We start from the raw sequence: 16,983 nt of genomic DNA, 5'->3' as shown, positions 1-16,983 counted from the left end.
CCCGCCATGGCCTACCTGCGACTCGAACGGCTGCAGCAGCGCTTTGGTGACCAGACGGTGCTGCGCGGTATCGATCTCGATATCGAACGCGGCGAATTCATCGCGCTGCTGGGCGCGTCCGGATGTGGCAAGACCACGCTGCTGCGGCTGATCGCCGGGCTGGACCGGCCCAGCGACGGCCGCATCCACCTGGACGGCCGCGACGTGACCGCACTGGAACCCGCGCAGCGCATGCTGAGCATGGTGTTCCAGTCGTATGCGCTGTTCCCGCACCTGAGCGTGGCGGACAACATCGTGTTCGGCCTGCGCGCGCGCAAGGTGCCGCGCGACGAGCAGGCGCGCCGGCTGCAACACACCGCCGACCTGCTGGGCCTGGGCGCGCTGCTGGCGCGCAAGCCGGCCGCATTGTCGGGCGGACAGAAGCAGCGCGTGGCGCTGGCGCGGGCCATCGTGTCGCAGCATCCGGTGTGCCTGATGGACGAACCGCTGTCGAACCTCGACGCGCAGTTGCGTGCCGAGATGCGCGCCGAACTGCGCAAGCTGCAGCAGCAACTGGGCCTGACCGTGGTCTATGTCACGCACGACCAGGTGGAAGCCATGAGCATGGCCGACCGCATCGTGCTGATGCACCAGGGCCGCATTGCGCAGACTGGTACCCCGACGCAACTGTACGAGCAGCCGGCCATGCCGGTGGTGGCGCGCTTTATCGGCCAGCCGCCGATGAACCTGATCCGCATGCCGGGCGAGGCGGGGTGGCTGGGCGTGCGTCCCGAACATATCGAACTCGATGGCGAGCATCGCGCGGAGGTGGTGCGCACCGAATACCACGGCGCCGACACGCTGATCGAAGTGCGCCTGCACGGGCAGCCGATGCTGGTGCGGCACCCGGGGCGCGTCGCGCCGGCGCCGGGCGCCACGCTGATGCTGCGCTGGCCGGCCGAGCGCGAGCACCGTTTCGCCATCGCGGACACAGACGTAGCAGTACCCGCATCCGTATCCGATTCCCCTGTCGTATTGCCCTGACTATACCTTAAGGAGCGTTCATGTCGTTCAAGACCCGATGCCTGGCCGTCGCGCTCGGCACCCTCGGTTGCTTCACGTCTCTGGCGGCCATGGCCGCACAGACGCAGGTCACGATGTACTACCCGGTGTCGGTGGGCGGTCCGCTGACGCAGGTGGTGGACAAGCTGGTCGGTGAGTTCGAGCAGGCCAACCCCGACGTCAAGGTCAATGCGATCTACGCGGGCAACTACGACGACGCGCGCACCAAGGCGCTGGCCGCACTCAAGGCCGGCACGCCGGTGCAGACGTCGGTGCTGTTCTCGATCGACCTGCACGAACTGAAGGACCTGGGCGTGATCCGCCCGTTCGATGACTTTGCCACCACGCCCGAGGACAAGGCGTGGCTGCAGAGCTTCTATCCGGGCCTGATGGACAACGGCCGCGCCGATGGCAAGACCTGGGGTATCCCGTTCCAGCGCTCGACCATCGTGATGTTCTACAACAAGGACGCGTTCCGCCAGGCCGGCCTGAACGCCGACAAGCCGCCGCGCACGTGGACCGAGATGCGCGAGGCCGCCGAGAAGCTGGTCAAGCGCGACGGCGCCAACACCAGCCGCTGGGGCGTGATGATCCCGTCCACGGGCTACGCCTACTGGATGTTCGGCGCGCTGACCAAGCAGAATGGCCAGACGCTGATGAACGCGGCCGGCACGCGTACTACGTTCGACAGCCCCAAGGCCGTGCAGGCACTGGAGTACTGGACGTCGCTGTCGAAGGACGGCGTGAGCCCGAAGGGCCTGATCGAGTGGGGCACGCTGCGCCAGAACTTCGTCGAGGGCAAGACCGCGATGATGTGGCATTCCACGGGCAACCTGACGGCCGTGCTCAAGGACGCGAAGTTTGACGTCGGCGTGGCACCGCTGCCCGGCAACACCGAACCGGGCTCGCCCACCGGCGGCGGCAACTTCTACCTGTTCAAGAGCGGCAGCGATGCCGAGCAGCGCGCGTCGTTCCGCCTGGTCAAGTTCCTGACCGCCCCCGAGCGTTCGGCGCAGTGGAGCGTGGCCACCGGCTACATGGGCGTGAGCCCGGCTAGCTACGAAACCCCGACGCTGAAGGACTACGCCGCCAAGGTGCCGCAGTCGCTGGTGGCGCGCGATCAACTGTCGGTGGCCACCGCCGAGCTGTCGACGCACCAGGCTGGCCGCGTGCGCAAGCTGCTGGAAGATGCGCTGCAGTCGGCCATCGCCGGCCAGCAGGAGCCGAAGGCTGCGCTCACCGGCGCGCAGGCGCAGGCCGAGCGCGTGCTGAAGCCGTACCAGCGTTGATGACGATGAAGCCGACCGCGCAAGCCTGGCTGATGTTGCTGCCGGCGCTGGTGCTGCTGGCCGGCTTCACGTACTGGCCGATCGTCGGCAGCCTGTGGCACAGCGTGCAGATGCAGGCGCCCGGCGTTCCACCGGCGTTCGCGGGCTTCGACAACTTCGTGGCGCTGCTCGACGATCCGGTCTTCCGCCAGGCCCTGCGCAACAACCTCTGGTATGCGCTGGTGACCGTGCCGGTGTCGGTGGTGCTGGCGCTGGCCATGGCGCTGTGGGTCAACCGGCGCTTTGCCGGGCGCGGCCTGCTGCGCCTGGCGTTCTTTACGCCGACGATGCTGCCGATGGTGGCCGCGGCCAACGTCTGGCTGTTCTTCTATGCGCCCGACATCGGCCTGCTGAACCGGGGGCTGGCCTGGGCGGGCATCGCCGGGCGCAACTGGCTGGGCGATACCGATACCGTGCTGCCCGCGCTGATGGTGGTCACCATCTGGAAGGAAGCCGGCTTCTTCATGATCTTCTACCTGGCCGCGCTGCAGTCCATCTCCACCGAGCAGCTCGACGCGGCGCGGCTGGAGTCGCCGTCGGCCTGGTACCGCCTGCGTCATGTGGTGCTGCCGCTGCTGGCGCCGACCACGCTGTTCGTGGTGGTCAACGCGCTGATCAATGCGTTCAAGCTGATCGATCACCTGTTCGTGCTCACGCGCGGCGGGCCTAACAACGCCAGCACGCTGCTGCTTTACTACCTGTACGAAATCGCGTTCAAGTTCCAGGATGCGAACTATGCCGGCACGCTGACCGTGGTGCTGCTGGCGCTGCTGGGCCTGTGCTCGGCCATCCAGTTCTGGCTGTCGCGCAATCGCGTCCACTACCGATGACCATGCTTCGCACCGCCTTGCTTCCCGTTGCCGGCATCGTGGCCGGGCTGCTGTGGATCTCGCCATTGCTGCTGCTGTGCTGGGGCGCGTTTCACCCCGGCGGCGAAGCCATGCGGCTGAGCCTGCAGACGCCGTGGGGCCTCGACAACTTCCCGCAGGCGTGGCGCGTGGCGCCGTTCGCGCGCTACCTCGTCAACACGGTCTGCATCGTCACGCTGCTGCTGGTGCTGCAACTGACGGTATGCACGCTGGCCGGGTTTGCGCTGGCGCGCATGCGCTTCTCCGGGCGCAACGTGGTCTTCGGGCTGGTGCTGCTGCAGCTGATGGTGATGCCGGAGGTGCTGATCACCGAGAACTACCTGACCATCGCGCAACTAGGGCAGGTCGATACCTGGCTGGGCGTGGCGCTGCCCTATGTGGCTAGCGCGTTTGGCATCTTCCTGCTGCGACAGACCTTCATGACCGTGCCGCAGGAGCTGGAGGACGCCGCGCGCATCGAAGGGGTGGGGCGGCTGGGCATCCTGCTCAAGGTGTACGTGCCGCTGGCGCGGCCGACTTACCTGGCCTATGCGCTGGTGTCCATCAGCTACCACTGGAACAACTTCCTGTGGCCGCTGGTGGCCACGCAGACCGAGGCCAGCCGGCCGGTGACGGTGGGCATGGCGCTGTTCGCGGCGCCGGAGACCGGCGTCGACTGGGGCGTGCTGTCGGCCGGCACGCTGCTGTGCGTGGGGCCGCTGGTGCTGGCCTTCCTGCTGTTCCAGCGCCAGTTCATGCAGTCGTTCATGCAGGCCGGCGTCAAGTAGCGCGCTGGCTTACTGGCCGATGCCGCCGGTGTCCACCGTGGCGAAGCGGTTGAACACGTAGTCGCGGTTCTTCACCACGGTGTGGCACGCGAAACACGCTTGCGGGTTGCCGGCCGGCTTGCCGCTGTCGAACTCGGCATAGCCCCAGCCGCCCGTGGAGGCGTACTTCACAGAATCCTTGACCATGAACTGCACGCCGTTCTTCTCGTGCCCGGCCACATGCGACTGGGCCTTGCCGAACGCGGCGGCGCTTTCCTCCAGCGGGGAATAGCTCCACGCCAACCGGGCCAGCACCGTGCCGTCGGGCAGTGGGTACTTGCCCAGCTGCATCGCGCGGATGGCCACGTCGTTACCCAGGATGGCGCGGATGTCGTCGTTCTTGCCTTCCTCGCGCGCCACGGTGACGAGCTTCCAGTCGCGGAAGCCGGGCGGAATCGTGACGCCATTCGGTGCCACGCCTTCGGCGGGGGCAGGCGCGGCGGGGGCAGGGGGCGCGGCGTACGCCATCGGCGCGCTCGTTCCGGCCATTGCGGCCAGCACGGCCATCGCCGCTATCCACTTCGTCATGACTCGCGTCATCGCTTTCTCCTGGCGCTTCGCGGCGCATGTTGTGATGCATGAAGCATGGCGCCAGCCGGGCGTGGGCGATTTTGTACAGCGACAAGGATTTCGCGTTCGCCGCATCGGGAGGCTTGAATCCATGCTGCCGGGACCTATGCTGAATCACACCGAATGCCGGCGTTACCTCCAGTAAAAGACCCATAGACGAAGCGTCCGATGGCATCCACCACGCCTACTCCTGCCCGACCATCCCCCCCGCATTGGCTGCGCTGGCTGCCCGGGCTGGCCGTACTCAAGTCGTACCAGGCCGCGTGGCTGCCGCGCGACCTGGCGGCCGGGCTGGTGCTGACCACGATGCTGGTGCCGGTTGGCATTGCCTATGCCGAGGCATCCGGCGTGCCCGGCGTGTACGGGCTCTACGCCACGATCATCCCGCTGCTGGCCTACGCGCTGTTCGGGCCCAGCCGCATCCTGGTGCTGGGGCCCGATTCCGCGCTGGCGGCACCGATCCTGGCGGTGGTACTGACGATGTCCGCCGGTGACCCCATGCGCGCCGTGGCCACGGCCAGCCTGATGGCCATCGTCGCGGGCCTGTTCTGCATCGTGCTGGGTCTGCTGCGGCTGGGCTTCATCACCGAACTGCTGTCGAAGCCGATCCGCTACGGCTACATGAACGGCATCGCGCTCACGGTGCTGGTGAGCCAGCTCCCCAAGCTGTTCGCGATTTCCATCGACGACGCCGGGCCGCTGCGCGAGCTATGGCAACTGGCGCAGAAGATCGCGGCGGGCCAGACCAACTGGTACAGCTTCGGGGTCGGGCTGGCCAGCCTGGTTGTGATCCTGGCGCTCAAGCGCTTCGAGCGCGTGCCGGGCATCCTGATCGCGGTGATCCTGGCCACGCTGGCGGTCAGCGTGTTCCGGCTCGACGCCCAGGGCGTGAAGGTGCTGGGCGAGATTCCGCAGGGGCTGCCCGCGTTCGCGATACCGTGGCTTAGCGGCGCGGATCTGGTCAGGATCGTGCTCGGCGGTTGCGCCGTGGCGCTGATCGCCTTTGCCGATACCAGCGTGCTGTCGCGCACGTACGCCGCGCGCACGCATACGCGCGTGGACCCGAACCAGGAGATGGTGGGGCTGGGCGTGGCCAACCTGGCGGCGGGGTTCTTCCAGGGCTTTCCGATCAGCAGCAGCGCGTCGCGTACGCCGGTGGCCGAGGCAGCCGGCGCACGTACGCAGTTGACCGGCGTGGTCGGCGCCCTTGCCGTGGCGGCGTTGCTGCTGGTGGCACCCAACCTGCTGCGCTACCTGCCCAACAGCGCGCTGGCCGCCGTGGTCATCGCCGCGGCCATCGGCCTGTTCGAGTTCAAGGACCTGCATCGCATCTACCGCATCCAGCAATGGGAGTTCTGGCTGTCGATGCTGTGCTTCGTGGCCGTGGCGGTGTTCGGGACGATTCCCGGTATCTGCCTGGCCGTGGTTATCGCCGTGATCGAGTTCCTGTGGGACGGCTGGCGCCCGCATTTCGCGGTGCTGGGCCGGGTGCCGGGCCTGCGCGGCTACCACGACCTGAAGCGCTACCCGCATGCGGCGCAGCACGACGGGCTGGTGCTGTTCCGCTGGGACGCGCCGCTGTTCTTTGCCAATGCCGAACTGTTCCAGCAGCGGCTGACCGAGGCCGTGGAGGCGGCGCCCACGCCGGTGCGGCGCGTGGTGGTGGCGGCCGAGCCGGTGACCAGCGTCGATGTGACGTCCGCCGACATGCTGCGCGAGCTGAGCCAGAACCTGGCCGCGCAGGGCATCGCCCTGCATTTCGCCGAGATGAAGGACCCGGTGCGCGACAAGCTGCGGCGCTTCGAGCTGACCGAGGTGTTCAGCAACGATCGCTTCCATCCGACGGTGGGCAGTGCCGTGGACGCTTACCTGGAAAGCACGGGGCGCAAGCCGGACGAGTAAGTGGCGCGCCAGGTTGATGCAGCCAATGCATCAATCGCAAGCAACTTTGCAATTCACAGCGGCGACGGTTCCCGCGATGATGCTGCTCCTGGCGAGATAACCGGAGACAGACATGGCAGCCCGCCCCCGCATCACGGTCCTTGGCGACTACGAACGCGCCCTGGCGCGCCTGGCGGACTGGTCCGCCATCCAAGCGCGGGCCGATGTCGACTTCCATCACGAACCGCTGCGCGGCCACGCACTGGCGGCCGTGCTGCAAGGCACCGATGTGCTGGTGCTCGTGCGCGACCGCACGCCGCTCGATGCCGCCACGCTGGCCCTCGCCACCCGGCTGCGGCTGGTGGTCTATACCGGCACACGCAACAACACGCTCGATACCGACACGCTCAAGGCGCGCGGCATTCCGGTGGCCAATACCCACTGGGGTCCGTCGAAGGAAAGCACCTGCGAGATGACGTGGGCGCTGATCCTGGCGGCCACGCGCCAGCTCGAAGCCCAGATGGCGACGATGCGGGCCGGCGGCTGGCGATCCACCCAGAGCATCGCGCTGCCCGGCGTGCTGCACGGTCAGCGGCTTGGACTGGTGGGGCTGGGCGAGATCGGCAAGCGCGTGGCGCGCGTGGGCAAGGCGTTCGGCATGGAAGTGGTGACCTGGAGCCCGCATATGACGCCCGAGCGTGCGGCGACGGAGGGGGCCGAGTCCGTTAGCCTGGACGAACTGCTGCAGACGTCACGCGTGGTCAGCCTGCACCTCGTGCCGACCGACGAAACGCGCCGGCTCATCGATGCCCGGCGCATGGCGCTGATGCGGCCCGACGCGATCCTGGTCAATACGTCGCGCTCGGCGCTGATCGACATGGCGGCGCTGCCCAGCGCACTGGACCAGGGCCGTCCCGCGCTGGCCGCGCTCGACGTGTTCGATACGGAACCGGTGCCGGCCGATCACGTGCTGCGCCATCGGCGCGACGTCGTGGTCACGCCGCACATGGGTTTTGTTTGCGAACCAGTATTCGCCACGTTCGCGCAGGGCGTGACCGAAGCGCTGGGGGCGTGGCTGGCTGAACAGGATTAAGTAGAGACTGGCTGCGCGCCGAAGCGCCACGACAGGCGCCGCGCGGCCTGCTTCACCCGTTGCGCGACATCGCTGTCCAGCGCGCTGTCGAAACTGCCGCTGCTGCCCATCACGGCGATCACCAGCGCCAGCGCGCCGGTGTGGTCGAACACCGGCGCGGCCAGCGTGTCGATGCCGGGCACTGGCCGGCTCACGGCGTGATCGATACCGGCCTCGCGGATCTGGCGCCAGCGCGGCAGGTGTTTGTTCAGTGATGCGGCGTTCACCGGCTCGCCGGCCATGCGGATCGCATCCTGCGCCAGCGCCTGCGTCAGTACATCGTCGGACAGGTGGGCGGCAAACGTCCGGCCGATCGCAGTGTTGACCATCGACAGCACTGTGCCCACGCGCAAGCTGACGTGCTGGGGCCGCGACGCTTCTTCCAGCCGGATCACCGTGGGGCCCAGCGGCCCCAGTACCGCCATGCCCACCGACAACCCGGTGGCATGCGCCAGCGCCACCACCTCGGGCTCTGCCTCGCGTGTGGGCGACAGCCGCTGCAGCGCCATCAGTCCCATTTCCAGCGCCAGCACGCCGGCTTCGAAATCGCCATCGGCATTGCGCGCCAGCAGGCCGATCTTCTGCAGGCTGACCAGATGCGGAAACGCCTTGGCCGGCACCATGCCGGCGGCACGCGCCAGATCGCCCAGCGAGAGCGGACGGCCGGCATCGGCCAGCGCGGCGAGCAACTGGCCGGTGTTGTCGAGCGACTGGATACCGCGCTGGGGTTTGCTGTCTTCGGATTCGCTCATGCCGGCTCCATGTCGCGCGCGATGTCGTCGAGCGCCGCGCGCATGGCGTTTGCCACCGGACCCTGCCAGTCTACGTCGATCGCGCCAGTGGAGCCGATGGCGGTCAGCACCAGCCGCAGCGCGCCGGTGGCATCCATCAGCGGCATCGCCAGGCTGCTGACGGCCGGGCTGGGCGTATCGATGCTGCGCGCCATGCCGCGTTGGCGTGCGTCTTCAAGCTGAGTCCGGAACGCCGGCAGGGCATCCGTCGGCGCACCGGCCTGCTGCTGGCGCCAGATCGGCAGCCAGTACGCCTCCGGCTGGAACGCGCAGCAGGCGCGCCCCGTGGCCGTGGTGGCCAGCGCCATCACGGTGCCCACGTGCAAGTTCACATGCAGCGGCGAGCCCGCCGACGCGTAGTGGACGATGGTCGGCCCCTGCGGCGTAGGCAGGCTGATGGCCACGTTGCAGCCGATGGCGGCGGCCAGCGCCTGCACCCGGGGCACGGCCGCGCGATAAGCCGGCTCGTGGTCGAGGTGCAGCATGCCGAGCCGCAGCGCCAGCGGGCCGGGCTCGTAGCCGCCATCGAAATGGTCACGCTTGATCAATCCGAGCCGCGTCAGGCTGACCAGATAGGTGTGGGCCTGGGCCGGCGCCAGTTGTGCGGCGGCGGCCAGTTCGGCCAGGGCCAGCGGCCGGCGCGCATCGGCCAGAGCCCGCAACAGGCGCCCGCCCACCTCCACGCTCTGGATGCCGCGCTGTGCCTTGCCGGCCGGTTCGCCTGGGGGTCGTGCCATGCCTGCCTGATGTCCTGGATTTGAAAAGAGCCCAATGGTACGCGACGGTGCGACCTGTCAGGCGCCTGGCTGGAATTTAGCTAATAACAATTATATTTGTCATTGACTAAAAATGGCCGAATTCCTAAGATGCTTTCACGCCGGTCCTCATCCGGTCCCCATACCTATAGAAAACAACGAGGCAGACATGGCAAAGGCATTCGCGTCCCAGGCCGACCTGGAAACCAAGCAGATCACCTTTACCCAGCTTTCCGAGAGCGCCTGGGCCTACACGGCCGAGGGCGACCCGAACTCGGGCGTGATCATTGGCGACGACGGCGTGATGATCATCGACACCACCGCCACGCCCGCCATGGCGCAGGACCTGATCGCCCGGATCCGCACGATCACCGACAAGCCGATCAAGTACGTGGTGCTGTCGCACTACCACGCGGTGCGCGTGCTGGGCGCGTCGGCCTACTTTGCCGAGGGCGCGCAGCAGGTCATCGCCAGCCGGGGCACCTACGAGATGATCGTGGAGCGCGGCGAGGCCGACATGAAGTCCGAGATCGAACGCTTTCCGCGCCTGTTCGCCGGCGTGGAGACCGTACCCGGCCTGACGTGGCCGACGCTGGTCTTCGAGCGCGAGATGACGCTGTTCATGGGCAAGCTCGAAGTGCGCATCGCCCACCTGGGCGCCGGCCATACCAAGGGCGACACCGTGGTCTGGCTGCCGCAGCAGAAGGTGCTGTTCTCGGGCGACCTCGTGGAGTACGACGCTGCTTGCTACTGCGGCGACGCCCAGCTCGAACAATGGCCCGCCACGCTCGACGCGCTGGCCGCGCTGCAACCGGAGAAGCTGGTCCCCGGCCGCGGCCCCGCGCTGACCACGCGCGAAGACGTGGCCAAGGGGTTGGCTTACACCAAGGACTTCGTGTCGACGCTGCTGCAGGCCGGCCGCGAGGCCGTGGCCGACAAGCTCGACCTGAAGGCCGCCATGGCGCACACGCGCAAGTCGATGGACCCGAAGTTCGGCCACGTTTTTATCTATGAGCACTGTCTGCCGTTCGATGTGTCGCGGGCGTTTGACGAGGCTTCGGGGATTTCGCATCCGCGTATCTGGACGGCGCAGCGAGATCAGGAGATGTGGGCGGCGCTGCAGCAGTAAATCGGCTGAAATTTGGCTCCCCTCTCCCACGCAGTGGGAGAGGGGGTGGGGGTGAGGGCAAGGAGCTTCTGCTTGCCGATCCGTCGCAATTTGAACCGCCGGCCCTCACCCCCCGCCCCTCTCCCGCCGTGCGGGAGAGGGGAGCAACACCAAGACAAAACAAAAAAAACAGCACGCCGGAGACACCATGACCGCCGACCCCGACTACCAGCGGCAGACCTACGATTACACCCCCTGCGCCGATCCCGAAGGCACGCGCCACCCGGTGATCGTCGTCGGCGCAGGCCCGGTGGGGCTGGCCACTGCCATCGACCTGGCCCGCCACAACGTACCGGTGGTGCTGGTCGACGACGACTGCACGCTGTCCACTGGGTCGCGGGCGATCTGCTTTGCCAAGCGCACGCTCGACATCTTCGACCGTCTGGGCTGCGGTGGCCGCATGGTCGACAAGGGCGTGCGCTGGCACGTCGGCAAGGTTTTCGTGAAGGATCGCCAGATCTACGCGTTCGACTTGCTACCCGAGACCGGCCACCAGCGCCCGGCGTTCATCAACCTGCAGCAGTATTACGTCGAAGGCTATCTGCTCGATTGCGCGCAGGCGATGCCGAACATCGACATCCGTTGGAAGAGCCGCGCCGTGGCAGTCGAGCAGCATGCCGACCACGTAGCACTGACCATCGAGACCCCCGACGGCCCCCACACACTGTGCGGCCAGTACGTGGTGGCCGCCGATGGCTCGCGCAGCGCGCTGCGCAGGATGCTGGGACAGGAAAGCCACGGTCATACGTTCCGCGACCGCTTCCTGATTGCCGATGTGAAGATGGAGGCGCCGTTTCCGGCCGAGCGCTGGTTCTGGTTCGATCCGCCGTTCCATCCGAACCAGTCGGTGCTGCTGCATCGCCAGCCCGACAACGTCTGGCGCATCGACTTCCAGCTTGGCTGGGACGCCGACCCGGTGGCCGAGAAGGCCCAGGAGCGCGTGATCCCGCGTGTGCAGGCGCTGCTGGGCCCCGATGCCAAGTTCGAACTGGAATGGGTCAGCGTCTACACGTTCTCATGCGTACGCATGGACAGCTTCCGCCACGGCCGCGTGCTGTTTGCCGGCGATGCCGCGCATGGCGTGTCGCCGTTTGGCGCGCGCGGCGCCAACAGCGGCGTGCAGGATGCCGAGAACCTGGCGTGGAAACTCGCCTACGTGCTGCAGGGCAAGGCGCCGGATAGCCTGCTCGATACTTACGCCAGCGAGCGCGAATACGCGGCGGACGAGAATATCCGCAACTCCACGCGTTCCACTGACTTCATCACGCCGAAGAGCCCGGTCAGCCGACTCTTTCGCGACGCCGTGCTGACGCTCGCGCGCGACCACGCGTTTGCGCGGCAGCTTGTGAACAGCGGTCGGCTATCGGTGCCGGCGGTGTTGCACCAGTCGGCATTGAACACGGCCGATGCCGACACGTTCGGCGGCGCGATGGTGCCGGGTGCGGCATGCGTCGATGCACCGGTCGTGGCGGAAGCGGGCAAGCCGTGGCTGCTGCAACACCTGGGCGACGATTTCGTGGTGCTCGTGTTCGGCGCCCCGGCCGGACTCGATAGCGCACAGCGCGACGCCCTGCGCACTCTGCAGCAGGGCGGCATTCCGCTGCGCGTGGTGTTCGTGACCGACGCAGCCATTTCGGCGTCGGCACCGGCATGGCCCGGCGCCACGGTGTTGCGCGATGGGGAGGGCCTGGCCGCGCGGCGCTACGACGCACGCGCCGGCACGTGCTACCTGATCCGGCCGGACCAGCATGTCTGCGCACGCTGGCGCGCCGTCGACGCCGCGCATATCGGGGCCGCCCTGGCACGCGCCACCGGCAACGCGCTGGCATCCACGAATCCCGAGCCGTCCGCCGCGCACGCGGCGGCCCTGGCCTGACAACCGGCACGCCAAGGAGACCGGCCCATGCCGCTCAACACCGCCCCCAACCTCACGCGTCCCGACGACTTCTACGAGGCGTTGATCGACATGCACCGCGACCTCGACGACGCGGCCAGCCAGGCCGTCAACGCCCGGCTGATCCTGCTGCTGGCCAACCACATCGGCGACCCCGACACGCTGGCCGAAGCCATGCTGCTGGCCCGCGCGGCCGCCGACGAAGGCACGGCCGCGTAACCGTTCCCACACCCCGACGGCGCACGGCGCCGCCCCCATATTCCCCACGGCCGGGCATGGCATGCCCACGCGTGGGGAAAAACCATTTGTTTCATGGTTATCCATGATGGAACACTTGTTGCTCAATGACTAGCATTGCAACAGCTGACGCTTTTCATTCAACAGGAGTGTTTCCCATGACCGATTCCTTCCCGATCCGTGCCGCCCTGATCCTGGCGGCATTGGCCGGTGCCGGCTCCGCGCTGGCCGCCGACGTGGCCGGCAGCCCGACCCTCAGCAAGATCAAGTCGTCCGGAGCCATCGGGATCGGGCACCGCACGTCGTCGATCCCGTTCTCGTATTACGACGCGAACCAGAAGGTGATCGGGTTTGCCCAGGACATCTGCGACCGTGTGATCGATGCGGTCAAGAAGGAAACGGGTACGCCCAATCTGCAGGTGCGCATGGTGCCGGTGACGTCGCAGAACCGGATATCGCTGGTGCAGAACGGCACGGTCGACCTGGAATGCGGCGTCACGACCAACCTGAAGGCGCGCCAGCAGCAGGTGGCGTTCTCGACCACGTACTTCGTGGCCGGTACGCGGCTGCTGGTCAAGAAGGGCAGTGCGGTGCACGACTTCCCGGACCTGGCCGGCAAGACCGTGGTGACCAACGCGGGCACCACGTCAGAGCGCATCCTGCGCAAGCTCAACGACGAGCGCGGCGCCAACATGACGATCCAGAGCGCCAAGGACTACGGCGAATCGTTCCTGATCCTGCAGTCGGGCCGCGTGGCGGCCTTCATGATGGACGACGTGCTGCTGTCCGGCGTGCGCACGCTGTCGCCCAAGCCCGACGACTGGGCCGTGGTGGGCACGCCCCAATCGTTCGAAGCCTATGGCTTCATGATGCGCAAGGACGATCCGGGCTTCAAGCAGGTGGTGGATAACGCGATGAGCGGCCTGATGCGCAGCGGCGAGATCAACACGCTGTACGCCAAGTGGTTCCAGAAGCCGGTGCCGCCGAAGAACATCTCGTTCGACCTGCAGCAGAGCGAGCAGATCCGCAAGGCCTACGCGAGCCCCAGCGACGAGGCGTTCGAGTAAGCCGCAGCTCGCGACGGCAGGGGGCTTCAGCGCCCCTTGTCGGGCAGGTAGGCGCCCGTGCGGTGGAGCTGGCCCTCGGTCTGCTCCAGCGCCCGGATCGCACCCTTGCCCTTGCGGGCCAGCAGTTGCTCCACCAGCACCTCGACCATCGTCACGCCGGACGTGATCGACGGGAAGAACGACGGGCTGTCGATCGCGAACAGCAGCGTGCAGTCGGCTTCCAGCGCGATGGGGGACACGGTGCTGTCGGTCAGCGCAATGACCTTGCAGCCGGCCTCGCGCGCGGCGCGGGCCACGCGCAGGCTTTCCTGCGAGTAGGGCGCAAAGCCGGCCACCAGCACGGCATCCTTGGCGCCCAGCGCGCGCAGTTCCATCTCCAGCGTGCCGGCATCGCCACGAATCAGGCGCACCGAGCTGCGGAACAGGCCGTAGATGTAATGGAACGTGAACGCGATCGGAAAGCACGAGCGAAAGCCGGCCACGTGCACGATGGGCGCGGCGGCCAGCAGGTCGGCCGCGCGCGGCAGCGTGTCGGCGTTGTTGGCCAGCAGGGCGTCCAGGTTGTGATGCTGCACCTCGACCATCTCCGCCAGCATGCGGCTGGCCCCGCTGGGTTTGTCCGATGCCTTGACCACCTTGCGCGCACGCCGCGCATAGGGCTGGTTGCCGCCTTCGCGCACGGCGTTCACGAACAGCTCGCGCAACCCCTGCCAGCCCTCGAATCCCAGCGATTGCGACAGCCGCACCAGCGTGGCCGGTTGCACGCCGGCATCGGCGGCTACCTTGCGCATGGACTGCACCGCGATGTCCTGGGGATGGTCCAGCAAGTAGCGTGCGCCACTCTGGAACTGGACACTGAGGTTGGGAAACGCGTCGCGGAGCTGCGTGAGCAGCGCATCGAGCGTTTCGGGCGGCGTGGGCTGGACTGGGGACATCGGGCAAGGGGGGAAACAAAAAGTGCAACGATTGTTGCATAGGTTGCGGTCCGCTGGCGTGTCCGCGTCTTTGATCTGAATGTTTCTCGAAAAATATCAATGATACAGTTGTTGCGTTGGCGGTGACTTGTTCCTATACTGGCTCCCATCCTTTCGCGCCCCATGCGCCAGCCGCATTGCCAACATGACCCACGTATTCCATCGCAATCCCAAGCAAACCTTGCCCGTTGCCGTCGGCGGCAAGGGGATCGAGCTGTTCGACAGCAACGGTCGCGCCTATCTGGACGCATCCGGCGGCGCGGCGGTGTCGTGCCTGGGGCATGGCCATCCGCGCGTGATCGAGGCCATCAAGGCGCAGGTCGATACGCTGGCCTACGCCCATACGTCATTCTTCACGACCGAGGTCTCCGAAACGCTGGCGCGCACGCTGGCCGATGCGGCGCCGGGCGATGTGAATCATGTGTACTTTGTCTCGGGCGGGTCCGAGGCCGTGGAGGCCGCGCTGAAGCTGGCGCGCCAGTACTTCGTGGAAACCGGCCAGCCGCAGCGCCGCCACTTCATCGCGCGCCGCCAGAGCTACCACGGCAACACGCTGGGCGCGCTGGCCATTGGAGGCAACGCCTGGCGCCGCGAGCCGTTCCTGCCGCTGCTGGTGCCTGCTCACCACGTGTCGCCGTGCTACGCCTATCGCGACCAGGCCGCCGGTGAGACCGATGTGCAATACGCGCAGCGCCTGGCCGACGAACTGGAAGCCAAGATCGTGGAACTGGGGGCCGATTCGGTGGCCGGCTTTGTCGCCGAAACCGTGGTGGGCGCCACCGCCGGTGCGGTGCCGCCCGTGGCCGACTACCTGAAGCGCATCCGGGCCGTGTGCGACAAGTACGGCGTGCTGCTGATCCTGGACGAAGTGATGTCCGGCATGGGCCGCACCGGCTACCTGTTCGCCTGCGAGGAAGATGGCGTGGTGCCCGATATCGTCACCATCGCCAAGGGTCTCGGTGCCGGCTACCAGCCAATTGGCGCCATGATGTCGACGGCGCGCATCTATGACGCCATCGTCGGCGGCAGCGGTTTCTTCCAGCATGGCCATACCTACATCGGACACGCCACCGCGTGCGCCGCCGCGCTGGCCGTGCAGCAGACCATTGCCGAGGACCGCCTGCTCGACAACGTGCTGGCCCGTGGCGAACAGCTACGTGCGCGGCTGCGCGAGGCGCTGGGCAACCATCCCAATCTTGGCGATGTACGCGGCCGTGGCCTGTTCGTCGGCGTGGAGTTCGTGGCCGACCGCGCTACGAAGGCCACGCTCGACCCGGCCCGCAAGACGCATGCGGTGCTCAAGCGCACCTGCATGGAAAACGGCCTGCTGGTCTATCCGATGGGCGGAACTGTCGACGGCGTCCATGGCGACCACGTGCTGTTTGCGCCGCCGTTCATCTGCACGCCGGCCGATATCGACAATATCGTCGACCGCTTCACGCAGTCGGTGAACCAGGTCCTGCCTGCCTGAGGAACGACGATGCCGAATGAAACGTTGCGCCGGCCGTTCGCGCTGGCCGTGGCGCCCAATGGCGCGCGCAAGACCCACGCCGATCACGCACGCCTGCCGATCACGCCCGACGAACTGGCCCAGTGCGCCCGCGAATGCGTGGACGCGGGCGCGGCCATGATCCACCTGCACGTGCGCAAGGCCGATGCCACGCACAGCCTGGAAGTGGCCGACTACGAGCCCGCCATCGCGGCGGTGCGCAAGGCCGTGGGCCAACAACTGGTGCTGCAGCTCACCACCGAGGCGGTAGGCATCTACCAGCCCGCGCAGCAGATCGCCATGGTGCGTGCGTTGCGTCCCGAGGCGGCATCGGTGGCCGTGCGCGAGCTGGTGCCGGACGACGCCGCGCTGCCGGCTGCCGCCGATTTCTTCCAGTGGATGCATCGCGAGCACGTGGTAGCGCAGTACATCCTCTACGACGCCAACGACGTGCGCCGCTACGCCGCGCTGCGCGGCAGCGGCGCGATTCCCGAAGGGCGCCACTGGGTGCTGTTCGTGCTGGGCCGGTACTCGGCGGGGCAGAAGTCGTCACCGGCCGATCTGCTGCCGTTTCTTGCCGCGTGGCATGAGATGGGGCTCGATCAGGCCGGCATCGAATGGGCGGTTTGTGCGTTTGGCAAGCAGGAGGCTGACTGCGCGGCGACGGCAGTAATGCTCGGCGGCCATGCGCGGATTGGGTTCGAGAACAATATGGCGCTGCCGGATGGTGGCGTGGCCAGTGACAACGGGGCGTTGTTGCGCGCGGTGGGTGAGCCGCTTGGTGGGTTGGGGCATGTGGGGATGTCGGCGGATTCTTTGCGGGAATTGGTTGGGTGAGTGGGGGTGAGGGCCAGGGGCCCGTCAGAAATTTTGTGTTTAGGGCATAACATGTCGCCAAGGAGCATGTCATGCCACGTAGAACCAAGACGAGCCAGGCCGCCGATCGTGAGCTGCCGACCATTCCCGAAGATCTGATCGCCC

The 16,983-nt window shown here is 67.3% G+C and carries 16 protein-coding genes; 12 read left to right on the top strand and 4 right to left on the bottom strand.

From position 1 onward, the window contains the following. Positions 1-6 precede the first annotated feature (6 nt). From MFF62_RS15355 to MFF62_RS15340, 4 genes are read left to right on the top strand one after another with little or no spacing between them, the layout of a single operon-like run. Positions 7-1,023: an ABC transporter ATP-binding protein gene (locus tag MFF62_RS15355; protein WP_238263994.1), complete on the top strand. Its 1,017-nt coding sequence runs from the start codon at positions 7-9 to the stop codon at positions 1,021-1,023. Between the two features lie 20 nt (positions 1,024-1,043). Continuing rightward, on the top strand, positions 1,044-2,330 hold the full coding sequence (locus MFF62_RS15350; RefSeq protein WP_238263993.1) for an ABC transporter substrate-binding protein: 1,287 nt from the start codon (positions 1,044-1,046) through the stop codon (positions 2,328-2,330). Further along, on the top strand, positions 2,330-3,199 hold the full coding sequence (locus tag MFF62_RS15345; RefSeq protein ID WP_238263992.1) for a carbohydrate ABC transporter permease: 870 nt from the start codon (positions 2,330-2,332) through the stop codon (positions 3,197-3,199). The genes MFF62_RS15350 and MFF62_RS15345 overlap by 1 nt, the downstream gene beginning before the upstream one ends. Further along, positions 3,196-4,005 carry a carbohydrate ABC transporter permease gene (locus MFF62_RS15340; RefSeq protein ID WP_238263991.1) on the top strand — a complete coding sequence of 270 codons (810 nt, stop codon included), beginning with the start codon at positions 3,196-3,198 and terminating at the stop codon, positions 4,003-4,005. Before MFF62_RS15345 ends, MFF62_RS15340 begins: the two co-directional genes overlap by 4 nt. A 9-nt stretch (positions 4,006-4,014) precedes the next feature. Here the strand turns inward: MFF62_RS15340 and MFF62_RS15335 are convergent, their stop codons facing one another. Beyond that, positions 4,015-4,584, bottom strand: coding sequence for a cytochrome P460 family protein (locus MFF62_RS15335; RefSeq protein ID WP_238263990.1), 570 nt, complete (start codon positions 4,582-4,584; stop codon positions 4,015-4,017). Positions 4,585-4,782: 198 nt separating this feature from the next. On the opposite strand from MFF62_RS15335, the gene MFF62_RS15330 reads away from it, so the two are divergent. Continuing rightward, a complete protein-coding gene (locus tag MFF62_RS15330; protein WP_238263989.1) occupies positions 4,783-6,516 on the top strand; it encodes a SulP family inorganic anion transporter in 1,734 nt (577 codons plus the stop codon). A gap of 112 nt (positions 6,517-6,628) precedes the next feature. Next, entirely contained in the window at positions 6,629-7,588 is a 960-nt protein-coding gene (locus tag MFF62_RS15325) for a D-2-hydroxyacid dehydrogenase family protein (protein ID WP_238263988.1), read from the top strand. On the opposite strand, the gene MFF62_RS15320 is transcribed toward MFF62_RS15325, so the two are convergent. Continuing rightward, the gene (locus tag MFF62_RS15320) at positions 7,585-8,379 is read right to left on the bottom strand and encodes an IclR family transcriptional regulator (protein ID WP_238263987.1); all 795 of its coding nucleotides are present in this window, start codon (positions 8,377-8,379) and stop codon (positions 7,585-7,587) included. The two genes, MFF62_RS15325 and MFF62_RS15320, sit on opposite strands and share 4 nt — an antisense overlap. Next, on the bottom strand, positions 8,376-9,155 hold the full coding sequence (locus MFF62_RS15315; protein ID WP_238263986.1) for an IclR family transcriptional regulator: 780 nt from the start codon (positions 9,153-9,155) through the stop codon (positions 8,376-8,378). Before MFF62_RS15315 ends, MFF62_RS15320 begins: the two co-directional genes overlap by 4 nt. Positions 9,156-9,342: 187 nt before the next feature. Between MFF62_RS15315 and MFF62_RS15310 the strand changes: the two genes are divergently transcribed. From MFF62_RS15310 to MFF62_RS15295, 4 genes are all read left to right on the top strand, one after another. Further along, the gene (locus tag MFF62_RS15310; RefSeq protein WP_238263985.1) at positions 9,343-10,302 is read left to right on the top strand and encodes an MBL fold metallo-hydrolase; all 960 of its coding nucleotides are present in this window, start codon (positions 9,343-9,345) and stop codon (positions 10,300-10,302) included. 187 nt (positions 10,303-10,489) lie between these two features. Continuing rightward, complete coding sequence (locus MFF62_RS15305) at positions 10,490-12,217, top strand: FAD-dependent oxidoreductase (protein ID WP_238263984.1); 1,728 nt, start codon at positions 10,490-10,492, stop codon at positions 12,215-12,217. A 27-nt stretch (positions 12,218-12,244) separates the two neighbouring features. After that, complete coding sequence (locus MFF62_RS15300) at positions 12,245-12,454, top strand: DUF2783 domain-containing protein (protein ID WP_238263983.1); 210 nt, start codon at positions 12,245-12,247, stop codon at positions 12,452-12,454. 176 nt (positions 12,455-12,630) lie between these two features. Next, positions 12,631-13,539 carry a glutamate/aspartate ABC transporter substrate-binding protein gene (locus MFF62_RS15295; RefSeq protein ID WP_238263982.1) on the top strand — a complete coding sequence of 303 codons (909 nt, stop codon included), beginning with the start codon at positions 12,631-12,633 and terminating at the stop codon, positions 13,537-13,539. A gap of 26 nt (positions 13,540-13,565) precedes the next feature. On the opposite strand, the gene MFF62_RS15290 is transcribed toward MFF62_RS15295, so the two are convergent. Next, the gene (locus MFF62_RS15290) at positions 13,566-14,474 is read right to left on the bottom strand and encodes a MurR/RpiR family transcriptional regulator (protein WP_238263981.1); all 909 of its coding nucleotides are present in this window, start codon (positions 14,472-14,474) and stop codon (positions 13,566-13,568) included. A gap of 184 nt (positions 14,475-14,658) precedes the next feature. On the opposite strand from MFF62_RS15290, the gene MFF62_RS15285 reads away from it, so the two are divergent. Further along, positions 14,659-15,984 (top strand): aspartate aminotransferase family protein, encoded by a 1,326-nt coding sequence (locus MFF62_RS15285; RefSeq protein ID WP_238263980.1) that lies wholly within the window; start codon positions 14,659-14,661, stop codon positions 15,982-15,984. Positions 15,985-16,008: 24 nt separating this feature from the next. Beyond that, complete coding sequence (locus MFF62_RS15280; RefSeq protein WP_404990774.1) at positions 16,009-16,839, top strand: beta-keto acid cleavage family enzyme; 831 nt, start codon at positions 16,009-16,011, stop codon at positions 16,837-16,839. Positions 16,840-16,983 lie beyond the last annotated feature (144 nt).

The organism is Cupriavidus pauculus (genome assembly GCF_022179805.1).
GTDB classification, from domain to species: Bacteria; Pseudomonadota; Gammaproteobacteria; order Burkholderiales; family Burkholderiaceae; genus Cupriavidus; species Cupriavidus pauculus_E.
Note: the sequence above shows the minus strand (reverse complement) of the source record. Positions and strands in the feature narration are given on the sequence as shown.